Source organism: Dechloromonas sp. ZS-1 (assembly GCF_039649255.1).
Taxonomy (GTDB): Bacteria; Pseudomonadota; Gammaproteobacteria; order Burkholderiales; family Rhodocyclaceae; genus Azonexus.
Window position 1 is genome coordinate 139,720 of record NZ_JBDIYD010000006.1, and the last position, 20,765, is coordinate 160,484.

The following is a 20,765-nucleotide window of genomic DNA, read 5'->3' on the forward strand; positions in this document are numbered from 1 at the left end:
ACATGGCGCCCCTCGTTCAAGGTCCGTATCATGGCAGTTTTTCCCCCGCCGCTCGCGAAAATCATGTCCACTCCGTTGCCCGCCGCCTTATGCGCCGCTTTGACCGAACGCTTCGACCAGCGTTTTTCCCGTGGCGAGTCGACCTGTCTGCAACATGGACGCGATGAGTCGGTGCACATGCCGATGCTCCCCGGGGGCGTGGTCTTCGTTGAGAACACCGACGAAATTGCCGACGTGGTCCGGCTGTGCGGCGAGCATGGCGTCCCCCTGATTCCCTATGGCGTCGGCAGTTCGGTCGAGGGCCATGTGCTGGCCCCGCAAGGCGGCATTTCCCTGGACATGTCCGGCATGAACCAGATCCTCGCCATCCATGCCGAGGATGGCGATGCGGTGGTGCAGGCCGGCGTGACCCGGATGCAGCTGAACGCGGCCCTGAAAGGCACCGGGCTGTTCTTCCCGATCGATCCGGGTGCGGACGCGACCCTGGGCGGCATGGCCGCCACCCGCGCCTCGGGCACCAACGCCGTGCGCTACGGCACGATGAAGGACAACGTGCTGGCCACGACCAGCGTGCTCGCTGATGGCCGCATCCTGAAAACCGGTGGCCGCGCCCGCAAATCCTCCGCCGGCTACGACCTGACGCGCCTTCTGGTTGGCTCCGAAGGCACCCTGGCCATCATGAGCGAGCTGACCGTCAAGCTCTATCCGATCCCCGAGGCCATTTCCGCGGCCGTCTGCACGTTTCCGGATATCGAATCCGCCGTACAGACCGTGATCCAGACCATCCAGCTGGGCGTCCCCGTGGCCCGTATCGAACTGCTCGACACCCTGTCGCTGCAAGCGATCAACCAGTTCAGCAAAACCACCCTGGCCGAGGCCCCTACCCTCTTTTTCGAATTCCACGGCAGCCCGAGCGGCGTCGAGGAACAGGCCGAAACCGTACAGGCCATTGCCGCCGACCTGGGCGGTGCCAATTTCGAATGGGCGACCCGTCCGGAAGACCGCAGCCGCTTGTGGCAAGCCCGCCATGACGCCTACTTTGCCTGCCTGCAACTGAAACCGGGCTGCCGCTGCTTCCCGACCGATGTCTGCGTACCGATCTCCCGCCTCGCCGAATGCATTGCGGCCACCAACGCGGACATCGCCCAGGTCTCGATTCCGATCGCGCTGTTCGGTCACGTTGGCGATGGCAATTTCCATCTCGTGGTCCTGGTCGACCCCGAGAATGCCGAAGAAATGGCCGAAGCCGCCTGGATCAGCGCGCGCGTCGTCGAACGCGCCATCGCCATGGAAGGCACCTGCACCGGCGAGCACGGCATCGGACTAGGCAAGCGCAAATACCTCGTGCAGGAACATGGCTCGGTGGCGGTCGACGTCATGCGCAGCATCAAAATGGCGCTGGACCCGCACAACCGCCTGAACCCGGGCAAGATTTTCCCGGACACCTGACCGCCCGCAGCATGTTTTCGCACAGTCTCAAGTTCAAGCTCACCCTGGGGGCCATCGCCTTTGGCCTGGTCCTGCTGCTCGCGCAGGGCATGCTGCAGTTTCGCGCCCTGCATGCGGAGCTGACCGGCCGGATCGAACGCGAGCAGTACAACCTGCTCTCCGTCCTGGCCGAGCACATCGATGAAAAACTGGCGACGGCCAAGCAGGCGCTGCATGCTTCGGCGCAAACCATTCCGCGCCAGGCCTTGCGCCATCCGCGCCAGCTGGAGGAAATCCTGCGCAACAAGGCGGGGCTGCGGACCATCTTCGATGACCTGTACGTCTTCGATACCCACGGCACCCTGTTGGTGGACTGGCCGGAAAAACCCGGCCGACGCGGGCTGGACATGAGCCAGCGGGACTATATTCAGGGCGTGTTGAGCAAACGGGAAGCCGTCATCTCAAAACCGCTGATCGGCAAAGCGACACAGCAGCCGATGGTCATCATCGCCGCGCCGATTCTTACCCCCGACGGCCACATTGCGGGCATCGCCGCCGGTGTGCTCAATCTCTACCGGCCCAACCTGCTGGGGCAACTCGGGCAGCGCAAGGTCGGCGATACCGGTTACCTGTATCTGGTTGCCAAGGATCGGACGATCATCGCGCACCCGGACCAGAAGCGCATCATGACCTTGGTGGACAATCGTCCTGACCTGCCCGCCATCAAGGCCATCAGCGGTTTCGAAGGCACCCTCGAAGGACACAACAGCCGGGGGCTCCAGGCGCTGTTCACCTTCAAGCACCTGCATGAAACCCCGTGGATTCTCGGTTCGGTAATGCCCACCGAGGAGGCCTATCGCCCCATCGCCAAGCTGCGCCGGGAAATGATGCTGATTTCCGCCCTGCTCATGCTGATCGCCACCCCGCTCCTCTGGGGCTTGGCCAATCGTCTCCTCATCCCGCTCAACCGGCTGGCCGGCGACATGCGCCAGCGCGCGACGAGCATGCTGCCGCGGGCGCCTTCTTCGCCGGTGCCGGAACAAGGCAGCGCGGAAATCCAGACGGTGAGCGGCGCATTCAATGACTTCATCCGGGCGCGCAATGACGCCGAGGCGGCCCTCACCACGGCCGAGGCCGAGCGCGAGCGCATCATGGCGCATCTGGCCCAGGCTCGGGATGCGGCCGAATCGGCCAGCCGCGCCAAAAGCGAATTCCTGGCCAACATGAGCCATGAAATCCGCACCCCGATGAATGGCGTCATCGGCATGCTGCAACTGGCCATGATGAACAAGCTGGAACCGGAAACCGATGAATGTCTGCGCATCGCCCGCAATTCCGCCGAGCACCTCCTGAGCATCCTCAACGACATCCTCGATCTCTCGAAGATCGAGGCCGGCAAGATCCAGCTCGAAGCCATCCCCTTCGATCTCCAGCACATGCTGAACGAGACCTTCACGCTGATGCAGCCCGGCATGCAGGAAAAAGGGCTGAGCGGCCAGCAGGTACTGGCTGCCGATTTGCCGGAAGCAGTGATCGGCGACGAACTGCGCGTCCGCCAGGTGCTGCTCAACCTGATCGGCAATGCGGTGAAGTTCACCCACCAGGGTGAAATCCGCCTGCAGGCGACGGTCGACCGTCTGGAGACTGCCGAAAACCGGATCTTCATCTGCTTCAGTGTCAGTGACACCGGCATCGGAATTCCGGCCGAGCGGCTGGAGGCGATTTTTGGCGCCTTTGCCCAGGCCGACGGCTCCACCACCCGCCAGTACGGCGGCACGGGACTCGGCCTGACCATCTCGCGCCAGCTGGTTCAGCTGATGGGTGGCGAGCTGCGCGTAGACAGTCAAGAAGGCGTGGGCAGTACTTTCTCCTTCACCCTCCCCTTTCAGCCGATCGGCTGACCCCATCGGCGCCGGAACCCCGGCGCAGGTTGACACTCCAACCGTCAGGCGCACACTGGGCAACACCCTTTGCCCATATGCACCTTGCCCACAAGGCAATCGACGAATGGAGGCAAACCATGAGCGGTCCTGCCCTGCCTGCAGCCATCCAGGCCTCGTTGGACGACAAGTACACCCGCCGGACGGGCCGTGTCTATCTGACGGGCACCCAGGCCCTGATCCGCCTGCCCATGCTCCAGCGCGAGCGCGACCTGGCGGCCGGACTGAATACCGCCGGTTTCATCTCCGGCTATCGCGGCAGTCCGCTCGGTGCGCTTGACCAAGGTCTCTGGAAAGCCAAGTCACATCTCGCCGAGCATCACATCACCTTTCAGCCGGGGGTCAATGAAGACCTCGCCGCCACCGCCGTCTGGGGCAGCCAGCAGGTCGGGCTGTTTCCCGGCGCGAAATACGACGGCGTATTCGGCATGTGGTACGGCAAGGGGCCGGGCGTGGATCGCTGCGGTGATGTTTTCCGCCACGCCAATGCCACCGGCACGGCGCGTCATGGCGGCGTGCTGGTCATTGCGGGCGACGACCATGCGGCCAAATCCTCCACCCTGCCGCACCAGACAGAGCACATTTTCAAGGCGGTGATGATGCCGGTGCTGTATCCGGCCAATGTGCAGGAATATCTCGATTTCGGCCTGCACGGCTGGGCAATGAGCCGCTACTCCGGCTGCTGGGTGGCGTTCAAGGCACTCGCCGACACGGTGGAAACCTCCGCCTCGGTGACGATCGACCCGGCGGCGGTCAACATCGTTTATCCGACCGATTTCACCCTGCCCGAGGATGGCCTCAACATCCGCTGGCCGGACCCGCCGCTGCAGCAGGAAGCCCGCCTGCAGAACTACAAGCTCTACGCCGCCCTGGCTTATTGCCGGGCCAACCGGCTCGATCGCGTGGTGATCGACGCGCCGCAACCGCGCCTGGGCATCCTGACTGCCGGCAAGAGCTATCTCGATGTCCGGCAGGCACTGGACGAACTGGGGATCGATGACGCGCTGGCCGCGCAGATCGGCATCCGGCTGTACAAGGTCGGCATGGTCTGGCCGCTGGAACCGGAAGGCGTCCGTCACTTTGCCGAAGGCCTGGAGGAAATCCTGGTCGTCGAAGAAAAGCGCCAACTGCTCGAATATCAGCTGAAGGAAGAACTCTACAACTGGCGCGAGGATGTCCGCCCGCGCGTGATCGGCAAATTCGACGAAAAAGGCGAGTGGACCGCCGGCGAGGCAGGCTACCTCGCGCACAGTGACTGGCTGCTGCCGGCAGCGGGCGAATTGCCCGTCGCCACCATTGCCCGGGTGATTGCCGAACGGATTGGACGATTCTTCACCTCGGAAACCATCAAAGCCCGCCTGACACTCATCGCGGAGAAGCAAAAAGCGGCGCGCACCCCGATCGTCCTGGCCGAGCGCAAACCCCACTTCTGTTCAGGCTGCCCCCACAACACATCCACCAAGGTCCCGGCGGGCTCGCGGGCCGTCGCCGGCATCGGCTGTCATTACATGGCAACCTGGATGGACCGCAGCACGGCGACCTACACCCACATGGGCGGCGAAGGCGTCCCCTGGGTTGGCCAGGTGCCCTTTACCGAGGAAAAACACATTTTCGCCAATCTCGGCGACGGCACCTACTTCCACTCCGGCCTGCTCGCCATCCGCCAGTCGCTGGCCGCCCGCGTGCCGATCACCTACAAGATTCTCTACAACGACGCCGTGGCCATGACCGGCGGCCAGCCGGTGGATGGCACGATCAGTGTCGCCCGCATGACGCGCCAACTGGCGGCGGAAGGGGTCGAGAAGATCGTCATCGTGACCAACGATCCGGACAAATACGCCGACATCACCGACCTCGCCCCCGATATTCCCATTCATCACCGCGACGAACTCGACCGGGTGCAGCGTGCGCTGCGCACCTACCCCGGCGTCTCCGTCCTCATTTACGACCAGATGTGCGCCACCGAGGCCCGTCGGCGCAGGAAGCGCGGCAAGCTGCCGGCTGTGACGCAGCGAGTCTACATCAACGAAGCCGTGTGCGAAGGCTGTGGCGACTGCTCGGTGCAATCCAACTGCCTCTCCGTAACCCCCGTCGAGACGCCTTTCGGAACCAAGCGCAAGATTGATCAATCGGCCTGCAACCAGGATTTTTCCTGCGTCAATGGCTTCTGCCCGAGCTTCGTGACCGTCGAAGGTGCCCGTGTGCGCAAAATGCCGGGGCAATCCGGCGTGGCGACGGTCGACCAGCAAGACTGGCCGCTTTTACCCAACCCGTCCCTGCCCGCCACCACCACGCCGTGGAACCTGATGATCACGGGCGTAGGCGGCATGGGCGTGATCACCATCGGTGCTCTCATCGGCATGGCCGCCCACCTGGATGGCAAAGGCGTCTCGGCACTGGACATGACCGGCCTCGCCCAGAAATACGGTGCGGTGTTCTCCCATCTGCGCATTGCCGACCACCCGGAAGACATCCACGCGGCCCGCATCGCCACCGGCGAAGCCCATGCCCTGATCGGCGGTGATCTGGTCGTCAGCGCCGGCACCGAAGCGCTCTCCAAGATGCTCGCCGGCAAAACGCGTGCTGTGGTCTCCTGCACCGAAACCCCGACGGCCGAATTCACCCAACAACGCGACTGGCAGTTTCCACAGGCGGGCCTGCAACGGCGCCTGCTCGAAACGCTGGGCGAGGACGCCGTGCAGTTCATCGATGCCCAGCACCTTGCCAGCCGCCTGATGGGCGACGCACTGTTCACCAACATGCTGCTGCTCGGCTACGCCTGGCAAAAAGGCCTGGTCCCGATCTCCTGGCCGGCGCTGGAACAGGCCATCCGGCTCAACGGCAGCGCCGTCGATGCCAACCTCGAGGCCTTCCTGTGGGGGCGTCGGGCGGCGGTCGACCCGAAAAAAGTGGCCGAAATCGCCGGCCCCCTCACCGGCGAAGCCAAGCCCCAGGACAGCCTCGAGGCCCTGATTGCCCGCCGCGAAGCTCACCTCACCGCGTACCAGGACGCCGCCCTGGCGCAACGCTATCGCCAGCGCGTCGATGCCGTTCAAGCCTTGGGCGATCCCACGCTGACCCGCCATGTCGCCCTCCAGTACGCCCGCCTGCTCGCGCCGAAGGACGAGTACGAAGTCGCCCGCCTGTACACCGACGGTGACTTCACGCGCCAAGTGAACGCCCAGTTCGAGGGCGACTATCGGCTGAGCGTGCATCTGGCACCGCCGCTCTTTGCCCGTCCCGGCCCCAATGGCCGGCCCCGCAAGATCCGTTTCGGCCCCTGGTTCTGGCCGGTGCTCCGCACGCTGGCGGGGCTGCGCAGCCTGCGTGGCAGCTGGCTCGACCCCTTCCGTTTTACGGCCGAAAAAGCCGTCGACCGTCAGTTGCTCGCCGATTACGAAGCCGACCTCGATCTGTTGCTGCATACCGCCCGCACCGATGCGAACGCACACGCGCTGGCCGCCTGGCCCGCCGCCGTGCGAGGCTACGGCCCGGTGCGCCAGGCCGCTGCCGACCAGGCCCGGGATGAACGGAACGCGTTGCGAAAGGCCCTGATGGCATAATGGCGGCATGTCTGCCACCCCCATGCGACAGTTTGCCCTGCAAGGGGCGGCCGTCATCCTCGTCCTCTCGCTCGCCTGGCCGTATTTCGGCTGGAATGCGGCTGCCCTGCCCTGGCTGGAAACCAGCCTGGCAATCGGCCTCGTGGCCGGCACATTGGCCACGCTCTCCAGACAGCCCTGGTGGTGGCGCGTCATCCACGCCGGCTTCATGCCCCTGGTCTATGCCACGCAGGGGCTCGCCATCGATCCCGGCTGGTTCCTGCTCGCCTTCTTCCTGCTCCTGCTGATTTATCGCGGCGCGTTGTCGGGCCAGGTCCCGCTGTATCTGTCCAACAAGCCGACCGTCACGGCCCTGGGCGAGCTGTTGGTCGAACGCGGTCCCTGCCGCTTTCTCGACCTGGGCAGCGGTATCGGCAGCACCACCGTGCCGCTCGCAGACGCCCTGCCCGAGCATCATTTCACCGGCTACGAAAATGCCCCGCTGACCTGGGCCATCGGCTGGCTGCTGCGCGTGGGGCGACCCAATATCCGCTGGCGCTGGGATGACCTCTGGGTCGCACCGCTCGGCGAATACGATGTGGTCTATGCCTTCCTGTCTCCGGCCCCGATGCCCCGCCTGTGGGAAAAGGTCCAGGCCGAAATGCGCCCCGGCAGCCTCTTCATCAGCAACAGCTTCCCGGTTCCGGGTGCGGTACCCAGCCGGGTCATCGAGGTCGACTGCACGCCGGCCCGGATCTTGTACTGCTACGAACGCTGACCGGGCATGTTCAAGCGCAAGCCGGAAACCCTTGCCCTCGTCATTGCCCTGGTCGGGACGCTGTCCGTCCTGGGGGCCTTCATCATCGACCTCGCCTTCGCCCGCCAGCGGGATATCGAAGAAAGCGAGAAGCGCCTGCAGCACTTCAGCGTCATGCTGGCCGAACACACGGCACGCGCCTTCGAGGCCATGGACATCCTGCTCCGCGAAATGGCGACCGATCTGGCCTACAACCGGCGCAACTGGACGGACTGGACACCCAGCCAGGGCTGGGAATATGTCGCCCAGCGCCACTCCCGTGCCCTGCCCCAACTGCGCGACCTGATCATTTTTGACAGCAGCGGCGAACAGCGCTTCATCTCCACCTTTTTCCCGCCGCCGGCGGTCAACGTCCGCGATCGCAGCTATTTCCAGGCCATTGCCAACGGTCTGGAAGCCACCACCTTCGGCCCCTTTGTCGGGCGTAACTCGAATCGCTACACCTATGCCCTGGCCCGACGCATCGAAAACGCGGCCGGCGGATTCGGCGGTGTCGCCCTGGCCGCCATCGACCCGGTCTATCTCCAGGAATTCTGCTGGTCCAACCGGCTCTCCGACGACTTCGAAGCAGTCATGACCAATGCCCAGGGCAAGATCATTGCCTCGTGCCGCCCCACCGATCTCAGCAAGTTCTCAAAAATCATCGGGGTCGATGTCGATAGCGCGCTGTTTGATGGGGCATTGCGCGGCATGGCGGCCGAAACCGGGATGCGTCGGGGTAACGGCTACCTCGTTTCCATCTCGCCGGTCCCGGGTTTCCCCGACCTGCGTATCCTGAGCGCCCTGCCCGAACGCAGTGTGCTCGCCAGCTGGCGCTTGCGCCTGTTTGAGCTGGGCACGCTGGCCGGGCTGGTCACCCTGGTCCTGATCGTCGGTGGCCTGCTCGTCCGTCGCCAGGTGATCGAACTCTCGCAACTGACGCAGGAACTGGATGCCAGCCACCGCGACCTCGAAGAGCGGATCCGGCACGCCACCCAGGCCCTGGCGGAGGAGCGTGATACGGCCGAACGCGCCAACAAGGCGAAGAGCCGCTTCCTGGCCGCTGCCAGCCACGACTTACGCCAGCCATTGCACGCGCTCTCGCTGTTCGCCGCCGACCTGCAGCGCAAGGTCTGGAGCAATACGCGGGACGAGGTGCCCTACCTGGCCGAGCAAATTGCCAAATCCACCGCCTTGCTGGGCGAACTCCTCGACTCCCTGCTCGACATCTCGCGCCTGGATGTGGGCGGCGTCACGCCGGATATCCGCAACTGCGCCCTGGCGCCCATCTTTTCCCGCCTGCAGGAAGCCGCTCAGCGCAACGCACTGGAGCGCCAGATTACCGTACGCATCCGTCCAACCCGGCTTTGGGTGGAGAGCGATCCGGTCATGCTGGAGCGCATTCTGGCCAACCTGCTTTCCAATGCACTGAATTACACCCCGTCCGGCGGGCGCATTCTCATTCTTGCCCGCCGTCGTGCCGGCAAGGTCGTCATCGAAGTCAGGGACAGCGGGATCGGCATCGCGCCGGAGCATCAGGCCGCCATCTTTGCCGAGTTCTATCAGATCGGCAATGCGGCCCGGGAACACCACAAGGGATTGGGGCTGGGCCTCTCGATCGTCGATCGTCTGACACGTGCCCTGCATATCGAAGTCGGCCTCGACTCCCGGCTCGGCGAAGGCACGACCTTCCGTCTCCATGTCACCCCCGGACAGCCCGACATCAGCGTCACCACGCCCGCGCCCGGCGGACAAATCCTGTGCCTGGGCAATTCGGATGACATGGAAAACTGCATCCGGCTACTCGCCCACTGGCATTTCGACGTCGCCCGACTGGATGTGCTCGCCGCCGGCATCCCCGGAGAGCGCGTGCTGCTCTGCGATGCGGCGCACTGGCCCGAAGTTCAAGCCTGGCAGGAAGCCCTGCCCATCATCGTGCTGGGCACCCCAGCCTCAGCAATCACGGCCACAGAAACCGTGCACCTGCTCAGCGGACCGGTACGACCCGCCAAGCTGCGCGCGCTGGTCACCCAGCTTCAGAAAACGCTCTCGAAATCGATGCCGTAACGGGCGGCAGCGACCAGGGCCTGGGTACGACTGTTCACGCCCAAGGCCTTGAATACCGCCGTTGCGTGAATTTTCACCGTTCCTTCGGAGAGCCCCAGCTGATCGGCAATATCGCGATTGGACAAACCCCGCATCATGAGCGCCAGGACCTGCGCCTGACGATCCGTCAGGCCCACTTCATCGGGCTTGACCGCAATCTTGTTGGTCGCCATCGGGGCCACATCGCCCAGCCGCTGCGTGCTGGTTGACGTCGCATTGGGGCGATACAGGTTACCGGCCAGCACTTCGCGAATGGCCGCCAGCAAGGCATCGCCGGAATAGGCTTTGGGAATGAAACCGGAAGCGCCGAGATTCATCACACGGGTCACGGTCGGTGTGTCGTCAAAGGCGGACACCACCGCCACCGGCATGGCCGGATAGCGCCGACGCAGGATATCGAGCCCCGAGAAACCGTCGATCCCCGGCAAGGCGAGATCCAGCAGGACGAGGTCAACCTCGCCTTCGTTATCGAGCGCATTGAGCGCTGCTTCGAAATCACCGGCCTCGATCACGGAGACATCCGGTTCGATCTGACTCAGCAAACGCACCATCCCCTCGCGCACCAGGGCATGGTCTTCAACCACCATCAACTTCAGCATGGAACCCCCGTCTTTGGAACAACGGCTAATTTAGCATTGAACATGACAAATTGGTTTAAGATGGCTCATCCAACCGAGGGAGCACGAGATGTCCGAACACTCGCCGAACGATCCGCTGAACTTCATGCGCAGCATGTGGGGCAACATGGGCTTCTCGATGCCCGGCATGGTCGCCCCGACCTTTGATCTTGATGAACTCGACAAGCGCATCAAGGACCTGAAAGCCGTTGAAGGCTGGTTGCGCATGAACCTCTCCATGCTGCAAATGACGATCCAGAGCCTGGAAATGCAGCGTACCACCGTGTCGACCGTCCAGGCCATGGGCCAGATGGCCAGCGATGCCGCCCGCTCGATGCAGGCCGGCGCCGCCGAAGAAACACCGCCGCCGGAAGCGGCCACAGCCGGCAATGCCGCCTTCTCGGAAGCCGCCATGTGGCCCTGGCAGATGATGCAGCAGGTCCGGGAACAGATGCAGCAGACAGCTGAAGCCGCTGTTCAGGCAGCCACCGCCGCTGCCACCCCGGCAACGGACGACGCATCGGACAAAAAACCGCGCAGCCGCAAGCCGGCGGCCAAGACCTGATCAGCTGACCAGCCAGGCTGCCCAGAACGGCAGCGTCAGCATGGAAGCCAGCGTGGTCGCTGAAATCAGCCACGCCACGCTGCGCCCATCCCCACCCATACGCATGGCCAGGATGTAGGCCGACGACGCAGTGGGCAACGCGGCGAAAATCACCACGACCTGCAAGTTCAGCCCGCCCAATCCAAACAGCGTGCCTGCGCCAAGCGCCACCAGCGGCAGACAGCACAATTTCACCAGCACCAGCCAGAGCGAGTAGCCCCCCACGCCGGGCGCATTCTCCAGGCGAAGCGCAGCCCCGACGGCAATCAGGCCGAGGGCGATCGAGGCATCCGACAGGCGCCCCAGGAAAGCCTGTACCGGCGCGGGAGGCAGCCAGCCCAAAAGATTCAGCACGAAGCCGGATAAGGTTCCCCAGATCAACGGATTACGGGCAACCTCACGCCAAACGCTGACCTCACCATGGCGCGCCAGCATCCATACCGACACCAGATTGGCGAGCGGGACTGCGGCACCGACAATCAAACCCATGGTGGCGATGCCGGGCGCGCCGAACAACATGCCGGCAACCGCCAGCGCGATATAGGAATTGAAGCGGTAGCCGCACTGAAAAAGCGAGGCAAAACGCAAGGGCGGCAACTTCAGGAAGGGCTGCGGCAGGGCAGCCAGCAACATCCCCGCACACATCGCGAGTCCGCCCGTGGCCAACAAGGGCACGGCTGCGCCAAGATCCAGATGGGTCTTGGTAATGGCATTGATCAGCAGGGCGGGAAACAGGATGAAATACACCAGTTTCTCGACCCCCTGCCAAAAGTGATCGCCCAAATGCATCCAGCGGCGCAGGGCAGCCCCCAGCAGAATGAGGGCAAAATCGGGCAAGAGCAGGAGGGCAGTCGTCATGGCGGCATTGTAAGCCCGACGGTCCACCCGTGAACAGGCAGCAAAACGCTCAATGGCTATCTACGTCGTCGTACTGGCGGCGCAGGCGATTCAGGCCCTGTTTGAAAGCTTCGGCATCGCCGTAGTCAAAGAACTTGGGGTAGCGATCATGTGCTGCCCGAACCCGCCGCGCGTGCTTGATCGGGCACCAGTACTGCTCGGTACGGGCGGACACCTCCCGCGTATAGGCCGCCACCCCATTGCCGTAGGAACAATAGAAACAATTGAATTTTTCGATCAGGTTCAGGTACGGCAAATCCTCCCGGTCAAAGACCAGATACTCACTGCGCTTCACCTTGGGAATGCCGTAGATCGGAAAACAGAGGTGCTGGTACAGCGTGACAAACAGGTCCATCAACAGAAAGGGCACCCAGCCAGCGTAGATCACAGGCGCCGTCAGCACGACCAGCAGGCGGGAGCGGACCAGAAAGCGGAACAGCCCGGTCTTGTAGCGCCGTTGCTGCCGCGCAAATTCCTCGGCCAGTTCCGCCTTGCGGGTCGCCCACTCTTCGCGGGTACGGCGGTATTCCTCTTCCAGCTCATCCTGCAAAGACTGGATACGGGCCAAAAGCTCGTCAATGCGCTGTTTCATGCCAACACCTCCGGAAAGGAGGCAGTGTGCCTGATGTGTGCGGACCGGTCACGCCGGTCGCGACGGCTAGCCCAATACGCCCGTGGCGCGCAGTTGGGCGATGGCGTCGTCCGCATAGCCGGCAGCCCGCAGGATCTGCTCGGCGTGTTCGCCGGGCCGGGGTGCCGGCTGACGTATCGCGAAGGGAAATTCGGAAAACTTGAGCGGCGGTGCAAACTGGGTCAGACCGCCCTCGCGCAGGACCATGCCGCGGGCGTTCAGGTGGGGATTTTCCAAGGCTTCCTCCGGCGACAAAACCGGGGTCACGCAACAGTCGACCGTCGCAAAGCGCTCAGCCCAGACATCGCGCGGCGCGCTGGCAAAGAGGGCGGCCATCTCGTCACGCAGCACCGGGTCCCACTGGCGCCCCACCCAGGCCGGTTGCCCCAGCGTGGCGCAACACAGTGCCCAAAACTTGCTCTCCAGGGCACCGACGGCCATATAGCGGTCATCCGCACAGCGATAGGTGGCATAGCAGGGCAGGCCACCGGAGAGAAAATCCGTCCCGCGCGGTGCCGAGCGGCCCACATCGTTCAAGCGCAGCATGGCAAAGTAGGTATGCGCCAGGACGCTGTCCGTCATCGAGACATCGACCTGACGCCCTTTTCCACTGCGTTGCGCATCGAATACTGCGGCGAGGATCCCCATCACCGCCGTCATCGCGCCCCCCAGCAGATCGGCAATCTGAAAATTCGGGATGGCCGGTGCGCTGCCCTCCAGACCGATCTGATCGAGCACCCCGGCATAGCCAAGGTAGTTAATGTCATGCCCGGCCAGATCCTTGTAGGGCCCATCCTGACCATAGCCACTGATCGAACAGCAGGTGATTTTCGGGTTGACCGCCGCCAGACGGTCATAGCCGATACCCAGCTTGTCCATGACGCCGGGGCGGAAGCTCTCGACCACGACATCCGCCGTTTCAACCAGGCGCAGAAAGACCGTCACCGCCTCGGGCTGCTTCAGATCGAGCACCAAACCCTGCTTGTTGCGGTTGATCATCCGGAAATACGCGCTGTCCTCGCCCTGCCCCGTCCCCAGCGTCCGCGCATAATCGCCCAGGCCGGGGTCCTCGATCTTGATGACCTCGGCACCCAGATCGGCCAGATGCAGGGTTGCAACCGGCCCCGGCAACAGTCGGGTCAGGTCAAGGATACGCAGGCCGCTCAGCGGGCCGGGACGAATGTCGGACATTTATTTCTCGCAACTACTCAATAAATCGGCTTCAAGCTCGATTTCCATCCCCGCCTGCAACGGGCGATCCAGGAATGCACCCCGGTAGAGGCGCCCCATATTGGCCGCTTTTTTGGCATGCGGCGTTTCCCAATCGCGGACCTTGATCCGCACCATGCCCAACTGCTCGTCACGTTCCGGCACACCGGGGCTGACGCAGGGATAGGCCTGTGCATGACGGACAAACTCGTCACGGCTGTATTGGCTGATCTCCTTGCCGGCCACCTGCGGGCAAACACCGAGATGGCGGGTACGCACGTCCGCCGCCACCACCTCGCCACGCAGGTAGAAGACCGGTTCGGTCAGAATCCAGCCGCTGCCGCCTTCCTCGTAGCGTACGCAACTGCCCGGCTGGAGCAGCGCGGGATGCTTGAACAGCAAACGGGCGGAGGCACGCAGCGGCGCCTCCTCGGCCAGTGCAGGCAGAGCCAGCACACTCAACAGAAGCAGCAGCAGGCGCATGATCGGACTCCGGGCTTAATAAACCCGGCTATCTTCGATCACCTTGCCATCGTTGGGCAATCCCCCCGGCATCACAAAACGCACTTCGCCACGCAACTTGGTGACATCGCGCAGGGACCCCACCAGCGTGGCGGCCTGTGCCTCGCTCCCGTCGGCACTTTCACAGTGCAGGACCATGCGATCCTGGCCATCCGGGTTATCGACCACCAGGCGCATGCGTCCGAATTCCGGATGTCGGCGTGCGATATCCGCCACCTGCTCGGGATGAACGAACATGCCCTTGATTTTCGTTGTCTGATCCGCACGGCCCAACCAGCCCTTGAGGCGCGCATTGGTGCGCCCGCAGGGGGAGACCCCCGGCAGACAGGCCGACAGGTCGCCCGTGGCAAAACGGATCAAGGGATAGTCGGGATTGAAGGAGGTCACCACCACCTCACCCACCTCGCCTTCCGCAACCGGATCGCCCGTACCCGGACGCACGATTTCTACCAGCAGGTCCTCCTCGACCACCAACCCCTGCCCGATCTCCGTTTCGTAGGCGATGGCCCCGATATCGGCGGTCGCATAGCATTGGCGCACCGTGATTCCCCGCTCGGCCAGCCAGTCGCGGGTCACGCCCGGCAAAGCTTCGCCGGAAACCAGCGCCTTTTTGAGGGAGGAAATATCCGCCCCCAGTTCCTCGGCCTTCTCAACAATGATTTTCAGGAAGGACGGCGTACCGACATAACCATCGGGACGCAAATCGACCATGGCCTGCACCTGCTGCTCGGTCTGCCCGACCCCGCCCGGGAAGACGGCACAGCCCAACTTACGCGCGCCCCCCTCCATCAAGAAGGCACCCGGCGTGAAATGATAAGAAAAGCAGTTATGGATCAGATCGCCCTTGCGAAACCCGGCGGCAAAGAGCACGCGGGCCAGACGCCAGTGGTCGAGTTCAGCCCCCTGCAGTTCATAGATCGGCCCGGGTGACGCGAAAACCCGCTTGGCCTCCCCCCGCGCCAAGGCATTCAACCCGCCAAAGGGCGGATGACGTTTCTGCAGTTCGATCAGATCGCGCTTGCGCGTCAGCGGCAAGGCCGCCAGCGCCGCCCGACTGTTGCACGCCTGGGCATCGATCCCGGACAAGGTTTCGGCGTAGTACGGCGATGCACTTTTGGCATGCGCAATCTGCCGCACCAACTTGCTCATGAGATCAGCCTCACGCGCTTGCGGATCGCGGGTTTCGAGCGGATCGTAATAGCTCATTCTTTGTTTCTCCGTTTTTTACGCTTCGCTGAGTCATCCCGGTTGAGCGTGGGCGCCCTATCCGCGGTACGCCACGACGCAGCCCTTTCAGCAGTCAAGACGAGAGGAGGCAGCGCCGTTGGTACCGTACCAACCGCCCCCTTCTGCAGCTCCTCGCCGGATACGCTGACGCTACGACAGCCAGCGCTTGCGCCGACGGTAGTGCTTCACTTCCCGGAAAGACTTGCGGCCGGCGGAACTCAGACCCAGGTAGAACTCCTTGACGTCCTCGTTATCGCGCAAATCGGCTGCGGAGCCTTCCATGACCACGCGCCCGTTCTCCAGGATGTAGCCAAAGTCCGCGTAGCGCAGCGCAATGCTGGTGTTCTGTTCAGCCAGGACGAAGGTGACTTTTTCCTGCTCGTTCAATTGCTTGACGATGGAAAACACCTCTTCGACGATCTGCGGCGCCAGGCCCATCGACGGCTCGTCCAGCAGCACCATTTTCGGGTTGGCCATCAGGGCGCGACCGATCGCGCACATCTGCTGCTCCCCGCCCGAGGTATAGGCTGCCTGGCTGGTCCGCCGGGTTTTCAGACGGGGGAAGAAGTTGTAAACCTTTTCCAGGCTTTCCTGGACGGCGGCTTTGCCGTCGGTGCGGGTGTAAGCTCCGGTCAGCAGGTTTTCTTCAATCGTCAGGTGACCGAAGCAATGCCGGCCTTCCATGACCTGCACGACACCGCGCTTGACCAGGTCGGCCGGGGTCATCGCCTCGACACGTTCGCCCTTGAGTTCGATGGAACCCTTGGTCACTTCGCCCCGCTCGCCGTGCAGCAGGTTGCTGACCGCACGCAGGGTAGTCGTTTTACCGGCACCGTTACCGCCCAGCAGGGCCACGATGCTGCCTTCCGGCACCGAAAAAGACACGCCTTTCAGAACCAGAATGACGTGGTTGTAGATGACCTCGATGTTATTCACACTGAGGAAGGTATTGGGGGTCGCGCTCATGTTCGACTCTCGTGAAAGGCACCCGCGCCTAAGGCGCGGGTGCATCAGCGGCTCAGCGGATTACTGCTTGCACTGTTCCGGCGTACGCGGGGTGATCTTCTTTTCATCCGCATACTTGCGGGATGCGTTCAGGACCATGCCACGCAGCAGCTTTTCATCAGCCTGGTACCACTCCGGCGTCGAGAAGGTCCACTTGGCGCCGTCCCAGGTATGGACACGCACCCAGGAGGAACCCATGTGATCCAGGCAGGAGGTCTGAACCGGGCGCATCACGTTCGCAAAGCCCATGCCGTCCAGCGTCTTCTGGTCCAGATTCAGGTTTTCCAGGCCCCAGCGGGTTTGTTCGCCGGTCATCACCTTGCCCTTGCCATAGCGTTCCTGCGCCTTGCGGACCCCTTCGACGCCCAGCATGGCAGAGATCAGGCCACGCATGTAGAGCACCGAGCCCACTTCATCCTTGGGACCGGTGCCCTGGCCTTTGGCATGGACCAGTTCAAGCATGTCCTTGACCACCTTGGAATTCGGCTCGGCACCGTGCTGCAGGGTCAGGGCGCTGTAGCCCTTGGCACCGGCACCCACGTCCTTCACATCCGGTTCGGCACCGGCCCACCAGATCCCGATCATCTTTTCACGCGGATAACCGGTTGCCTGCGCTTCCTTCAAGGCGGTCGAATTCATGACGCCCCAGCCCCAGAGCAGAACATTGTCCGGGCGAGCCTGGCGGATCTGCAGCCAAGTGGCTTTCTGCTCGACACCCGGGTGGGCAACCGGCAGCAGCTGGAGCTCGAAACCATGCAGTTTGGCGCGTTCCTGCAGCAGCGGGATCGGCTCCTTGCCGAACGGGCTGTCGTGATAAACCAAGGCAATCTTCTTGCCCTTCAGCTTGTCGAGACCGCCCGCCTGCTTGGCGATGTGCTGGATGGCCACATCAGCGCCCACCCAGTAGGTGCCGAGCAGCGGGAAGTTCCAGTTGAACACGGAACCATCCTGCGACTCGCTGCGGCCATAACCGGCCGTGATCAGCGGAATCTTGTCGACCGGGGCTTTGTCGGTCAGGGCGAAGGTGACGCCGGTGGACAGCGGCTGGAAGACCGTGGCCCCTTTGCCTTTCAGGCGCTCGTAGCATTCAACACCACGGTCCGTGGCATAGGCGAATTCACACTCTTCGAAAGAGAGTTTGACGCCATTGATACCGCCTTTGGCATTGACCAGCTTGAGGTAGTCCACATAGCCGTTGGCCCAGGGGTTCCCGTTGGCGGCATAGGCGCCGGTCCGATAGACCAGCACCGGGAAGAACTGTTCCTTGGCCTGGGCCTGAGCGACCGACGGGGCGACGGTCGACGTCACGCCCACGGCAGAAATGGCGGCGGCAAGAGCAAGTGCGCGGAATTTCATGGTTTGTCTCCTCCTGTTTGATCAGGTTATGGATTAGAAGTGGGGTGCTGTCTCCGCGTCAGTGGGGGAAAGGCCACAGACGCAGTTTTTCCTTGGCAATCGACCAGAGTCGGGCCAGGCCATGCGGTTCGACGATCAGGAAGAACACGATCAGCGAACCAAAGATGATCAGTTCTGCATGCGAGACGGCTGCCGTCGAGATATGGAATCCGAACAAATTGCCGAGCGCAGGCAGGAACTGGTTGAGGAAGATCGGCAAGACCACGATGAAAGCGGCGCCGAAGAAGCTGCCCATGATCGAGCCCAGGCCACCGATGATGACCATGAACAGCAACTGGAAGGAGCGATCGACGGAGAAGGCTGCTGGTTCCCAAGAGCCAAGGTGCACAAAGCCCCACAGCGCACCGGCCACCCCGACGAAGAAGGAGCTGACGGCAAAGGCCGAGAGCTTGGCGTACATCGGGCGGATACCGATCACCTCAGCAGCCACGTCCATGTCACGGATCGCCATCCATTGGCGGCCAATGGTGGCGCGCGTCAGATTTTTCGCAATCAGGGCAAAGAGGACAATGAACCCGAGGCAGAACAGGTACTTTTCGACCGGTGCATCGATGGTCCAGCCCAACAGTTCCAGATTCGATACCGAAACCGAACCCGAAGAAGAGTCGTTGGTGAACCATTTGATCCGGAGGAAAGCCCAGTCACAGAAGAACTGGGCAGCCAGGGTGGCCACGGCGAGATAGAGGCCGCGTACCCGCAGGCTGGGAATCCCGAACAGGATACCAACCCCTGCAGTGGTCAGGCCACCGAGCAGCAGCGCCCCGATCAGCGGCATGCCATCGATGCGCACCAGAAAGTTATAGGCGGCGTACGCCCCCACCGCCATGAAGGCGCCTGCCCCCAGCGTAATCTGGCCGCAATAGCCGACCAGCAGATTCACGCCGAGTGCAGCCAGCGCCAAGATCAGGAAGGGAATAAGAATGGCGCGGAACATGTACTCATCGGCGATCATCGGCACGCCAATGAAGGCGAAGGCGATCAGTCCGAGGACAAACCACTTGTCCTGCGCAATGGTAAAGATCTGTTGGTCGGCCGCGTAGGTGGTCTTGAACTGGCCGTTTTCACGATAAAACACGGTATATCCTCCTGACGGTCAGACGCGGTTGATGATCTTTTCGCCGAACAGCCCTTGCGGACGGAACAGCAGGAAGACCAAGGCGAGCACATACGCAAACCAGATTTCAATGCCGCCGCCGACCATGGGACCGAGATAGACCTCGGAGAGCTTTTCCCCGACCCCGATGATCAGACCACCGACAATGGCGCCCGGCACCGAAGTCAGACCACCCAGAATCACTACCGGCAGGGCACGCAGGGCAACCGTCGCCAAGGAGAACTGAACCCCCAGCTTGGAGCCCCAGATGATGCCGGCGACCAGCGCCACAATCCCTGCCACCAGCCAGACGATGACCCAGATCCGGTTGAGCGGAATCCCGATCGACTGGGCTGCCTGGTGGTCATCGGCCACCGCACGCAAGGCGCGGCCAACCGGTGTTTTCTGGAAGAACAGCGTGAGCAGGCCGACCAGCAGGGCTGCGATCAGGGCGGCGATGAAGTCTTCCTTGTTGATCAGGATGCCGCCCTCGAAGAGGCTTTCGAACATCATGACCGGCTCCTTCGGCATGCCGACATTGATCGGATAGATCTCGCTCCCGAAGATGGTCTGGCCAACGCCTTCCAGGACATAGGTGATCCCCAGGGTCACCATGAGCAGCGTGGCGCCTTCCTGATTCACCAACTTGCGCAGCACAAAGCGCTCAATCACCCAGGCCACAACCAGCATCACAGCGCCCGCACCAACAAAGGCAATCAGGTTGGCCAGCAGGAGGCTGTCCCCGCCCAGCGCCGCATTCGCCCATTCGGAAAAACGCGCCATGGTCAGCGCGGCGAACAGCACCATCGCACCCTGCGCAAAGTTGAACACGCCGGAGGACTTGAAGATCAGCACGAAGCCCAGTGCCACCAGCGAGTACAGCATGCCGGCCATGAGGCCGCCAATCAGTGTTTCAATGAAAAATCCCATGTTGCGCTCCGCTTAGTGTCCGGCGCCGAGATAGGCACGGATGACTTCCGGATTGCTGCGGACCTCGTCCGGCAGCCCGTCGCCGATCTTCTTGCCGTAGTCGAGCACCACGACGCGATCGGAAATGTCCATGACGACCCCCATGTCGTGCTCGATGAGCACGATGGTGGTGCCGAACTGATCATTCACATCGAGGATGAAACGGCACATATCCTGTTTCTCCTCGACGTTCATGCCGGCCATCGGTTCATCGAGCAGCAGGATTTGCGGCTCCATGGCCAGAGCCCGGCCCAGATCGACCCGTTTTTGCAGGCCGTAGGGCAGTCGACCGACGGGCGTCTTGCGGATGTGCTGGATTTCCAGGAAGTCGATGATTTCCTCGACCTTGCGGCGGTGGGCCAGTTCCTCATTGCGGGCCGGGCCCAGCCAGAGCCCCTGCAGGAACATGTTGCTCTTCATCTTGAGGGTGCGCCCCGTCATGATGTTGTCGAGCACGCTCATGCCCTTGAACAGCGCGATGTTCTGGAAGGTACGGGCAATCCCGGTGCTGGCCGCCATGTGCGGCTCCATCTTCTTGCGCTCGGCACCCCGATAAAAAATCTTGCCGTCCTGCGGGTGATAGACACCGTTGATGACGTTGAGCATCGAGCTCTTGCCGGCACCGTTCGGGCCGATGATGGCGCGGACTTCGTGCTCTCGGATATTGAAGGAAATGTCGGTCAGTGCCTTGACCCCGCCAAAACGCAGCGAGATGTTCTGCAGATCAAGGATGACGTCGCCGATTTTTCTGCTCATGGTTCTC

17 protein-coding genes are annotated in these 20,765 nt (G+C 62.8%); 6 read left to right on the forward strand and 11 right to left on the reverse strand.

Features of this window, described 5'->3' with window-relative positions:
* Positions 1-63 precede the first annotated feature (63 nt).
* The 5 genes from AACO21_RS10270 (at position 64) to AACO21_RS10290 (ending at position 9,773) form a co-directional block, all read left to right on the forward strand.
* Positions 64-1,449 carry an FAD-linked oxidase C-terminal domain-containing protein gene (locus AACO21_RS10270; protein ID WP_346192425.1) on the forward strand — a complete coding sequence of 462 codons (1,386 nt, stop codon included), beginning with the start codon at positions 64-66 and terminating at the stop codon, positions 1,447-1,449.
* Positions 1,450-1,460: 11 nt separating this feature from the next.
* Positions 1,461-3,329, forward strand: coding sequence for an ATP-binding protein (locus AACO21_RS10275; RefSeq protein WP_346192426.1), 1,869 nt, complete (start codon positions 1,461-1,463; stop codon positions 3,327-3,329).
* A 119-nt stretch (positions 3,330-3,448) separates the two neighbouring features.
* Positions 3,449-6,931 carry an indolepyruvate ferredoxin oxidoreductase family protein gene (locus tag AACO21_RS10280; RefSeq protein WP_346192427.1) on the forward strand — a complete coding sequence of 1,161 codons (3,483 nt, stop codon included), beginning with the start codon at positions 3,449-3,451 and terminating at the stop codon, positions 6,929-6,931.
* A gap of 7 nt (positions 6,932-6,938) precedes the next feature.
* Positions 6,939-7,688, forward strand: coding sequence for a class I SAM-dependent methyltransferase (locus AACO21_RS10285; protein WP_346192428.1), 750 nt, complete (start codon positions 6,939-6,941; stop codon positions 7,686-7,688).
* 6 nt (positions 7,689-7,694) lie between these two features.
* Positions 7,695-9,773, forward strand: coding sequence for an ATP-binding protein (locus AACO21_RS10290; protein ID WP_346192429.1), 2,079 nt, complete (start codon positions 7,695-7,697; stop codon positions 9,771-9,773).
* On the opposite strand, the gene AACO21_RS10295 is transcribed toward AACO21_RS10290, so the two are convergent.
* Complete coding sequence (locus AACO21_RS10295; RefSeq protein ID WP_346192430.1) at positions 9,743-10,411, reverse strand: response regulator transcription factor; 669 nt, start codon at positions 10,409-10,411, stop codon at positions 9,743-9,745. The genes AACO21_RS10290 and AACO21_RS10295 overlap by 31 nt on opposite strands.
* Before the next feature lie 88 nt (positions 10,412-10,499).
* Here AACO21_RS10295 and AACO21_RS10300 point away from each other — a divergent pair, with 88 nt between their 5' ends.
* Positions 10,500-10,994 carry a PhaM family polyhydroxyalkanoate granule multifunctional regulatory protein gene (locus AACO21_RS10300; RefSeq protein WP_346192431.1) on the forward strand — a complete coding sequence of 165 codons (495 nt, stop codon included), beginning with the start codon at positions 10,500-10,502 and terminating at the stop codon, positions 10,992-10,994.
* Here the strand turns inward: AACO21_RS10300 and AACO21_RS10305 are convergent, their stop codons facing one another.
* The 10 genes from AACO21_RS10305 to AACO21_RS10350 all read right to left on the reverse strand — a co-directional run bounded on the left by AACO21_RS10305 (position 10,995) and on the right by AACO21_RS10350 (position 20,758).
* The gene (locus tag AACO21_RS10305; protein ID WP_346192432.1) at positions 10,995-11,891 is read right to left on the reverse strand and encodes an AEC family transporter; all 897 of its coding nucleotides are present in this window, start codon (positions 11,889-11,891) and stop codon (positions 10,995-10,997) included.
* 49 nt (positions 11,892-11,940) lie between these two features.
* On the reverse strand, positions 11,941-12,522 hold the full coding sequence (locus AACO21_RS10310; RefSeq protein ID WP_346192433.1) for a hypothetical protein: 582 nt from the start codon (positions 12,520-12,522) through the stop codon (positions 11,941-11,943).
* A gap of 66 nt (positions 12,523-12,588) precedes the next feature.
* Positions 12,589-13,752: a CaiB/BaiF CoA-transferase family protein gene (locus AACO21_RS10315; RefSeq protein WP_346192434.1), complete on the reverse strand. Its 1,164-nt coding sequence runs from the start codon at positions 13,750-13,752 to the stop codon at positions 12,589-12,591.
* Positions 13,753-14,253 (reverse strand): hypothetical protein, encoded by a 501-nt coding sequence (locus tag AACO21_RS10320; protein WP_346192435.1) that lies wholly within the window; start codon positions 14,251-14,253, stop codon positions 13,753-13,755.
* Between the two features lie 15 nt (positions 14,254-14,268).
* Positions 14,269-15,498, reverse strand: coding sequence for an AMP-binding protein (locus AACO21_RS10325; protein WP_346192436.1), 1,230 nt, complete (start codon positions 15,496-15,498; stop codon positions 14,269-14,271).
* Positions 15,499-15,669: 171 nt separating this feature from the next.
* Entirely contained in the window at positions 15,670-16,485 is an 816-nt protein-coding gene (locus AACO21_RS10330; protein WP_346192437.1) for an ABC transporter ATP-binding protein, read from the reverse strand.
* 60 nt (positions 16,486-16,545) lie between these two features.
* Complete coding sequence (locus AACO21_RS10335) at positions 16,546-17,880, reverse strand: ABC transporter substrate-binding protein (RefSeq protein WP_346192438.1); 1,335 nt, start codon at positions 17,878-17,880, stop codon at positions 16,546-16,548.
* A gap of 58 nt (positions 17,881-17,938) precedes the next feature.
* On the reverse strand, positions 17,939-19,015 hold the full coding sequence (locus tag AACO21_RS10340) for a branched-chain amino acid ABC transporter permease (RefSeq protein ID WP_346192439.1): 1,077 nt from the start codon (positions 19,013-19,015) through the stop codon (positions 17,939-17,941).
* 18 nt (positions 19,016-19,033) lie between these two features.
* Complete coding sequence (locus AACO21_RS10345; RefSeq protein ID WP_346192440.1) at positions 19,034-19,963, reverse strand: branched-chain amino acid ABC transporter permease; 930 nt, start codon at positions 19,961-19,963, stop codon at positions 19,034-19,036.
* A gap of 12 nt (positions 19,964-19,975) precedes the next feature.
* The gene (locus AACO21_RS10350) at positions 19,976-20,758 is read right to left on the reverse strand and encodes an ABC transporter ATP-binding protein (RefSeq protein ID WP_346192441.1); all 783 of its coding nucleotides are present in this window, start codon (positions 20,756-20,758) and stop codon (positions 19,976-19,978) included.
* Positions 20,759-20,765 lie beyond the last annotated feature (7 nt).

Bases quoted from the DNA above. Each gene is read 5' to 3' on its own strand.
- AACO21_RS10270 (WP_346192425.1), top strand. From the start codon at position 64: ATGTCCACTCCGTTGCCCGCCGCCTTATGCGCCGCTTTGACCGAACGC.
- AACO21_RS10275 (WP_346192426.1), top strand. From the start codon at position 1,461: ATGTTTTCGCACAGTCTCAAGTTCAAGCTCACCCTGGGGGCCATCGCC.
- AACO21_RS10280 (WP_346192427.1), top strand. From the start codon at position 3,449: ATGAGCGGTCCTGCCCTGCCTGCAGCCATCCAGGCCTCGTTGGACGAC.
- AACO21_RS10285 (WP_346192428.1), top strand. From the start codon at position 6,939: ATGTCTGCCACCCCCATGCGACAGTTTGCCCTGCAAGGGGCGGCCGTC.
- AACO21_RS10290 (WP_346192429.1), top strand. From the start codon at position 7,695: ATGTTCAAGCGCAAGCCGGAAACCCTTGCCCTCGTCATTGCCCTGGTC.
- AACO21_RS10295 (WP_346192430.1), bottom strand. From the start codon at position 10,411: ATGCTGAAGTTGATGGTGGTTGAAGACCATGCCCTGGTGCGCGAGGGG.
- AACO21_RS10300 (WP_346192431.1), top strand. From the start codon at position 10,500: ATGTCCGAACACTCGCCGAACGATCCGCTGAACTTCATGCGCAGCATG.
- AACO21_RS10305 (WP_346192432.1), bottom strand. From the start codon at position 11,891: ATGACGACTGCCCTCCTGCTCTTGCCCGATTTTGCCCTCATTCTGCTG.
- AACO21_RS10310 (WP_346192433.1), bottom strand. From the start codon at position 12,522: ATGAAACAGCGCATTGACGAGCTTTTGGCCCGTATCCAGTCTTTGCAG.
- AACO21_RS10315 (WP_346192434.1), bottom strand. From the start codon at position 13,752: ATGTCCGACATTCGTCCCGGCCCGCTGAGCGGCCTGCGTATCCTTGAC.
- AACO21_RS10320 (WP_346192435.1), bottom strand. From the start codon at position 14,253: ATGCGCCTGCTGCTGCTTCTGTTGAGTGTGCTGGCTCTGCCTGCACTG.
- AACO21_RS10325 (WP_346192436.1), bottom strand. From the start codon at position 15,498: ATGAGCTATTACGATCCGCTCGAAACCCGCGATCCGCAAGCGCGTGAG.
- AACO21_RS10330 (WP_346192437.1), bottom strand. From the start codon at position 16,485: ATGAGCGCGACCCCCAATACCTTCCTCAGTGTGAATAACATCGAGGTC.
- AACO21_RS10335 (WP_346192438.1), bottom strand. From the start codon at position 17,880: ATGAAATTCCGCGCACTTGCTCTTGCCGCCGCCATTTCTGCCGTGGGC.
- AACO21_RS10345 (WP_346192440.1), bottom strand. From the start codon at position 19,963: ATGGGATTTTTCATTGAAACACTGATTGGCGGCCTCATGGCCGGCATG.
- AACO21_RS10350 (WP_346192441.1), bottom strand. From the start codon at position 20,758: ATGAGCAGAAAAATCGGCGACGTCATCCTTGATCTGCAGAACATCTCG.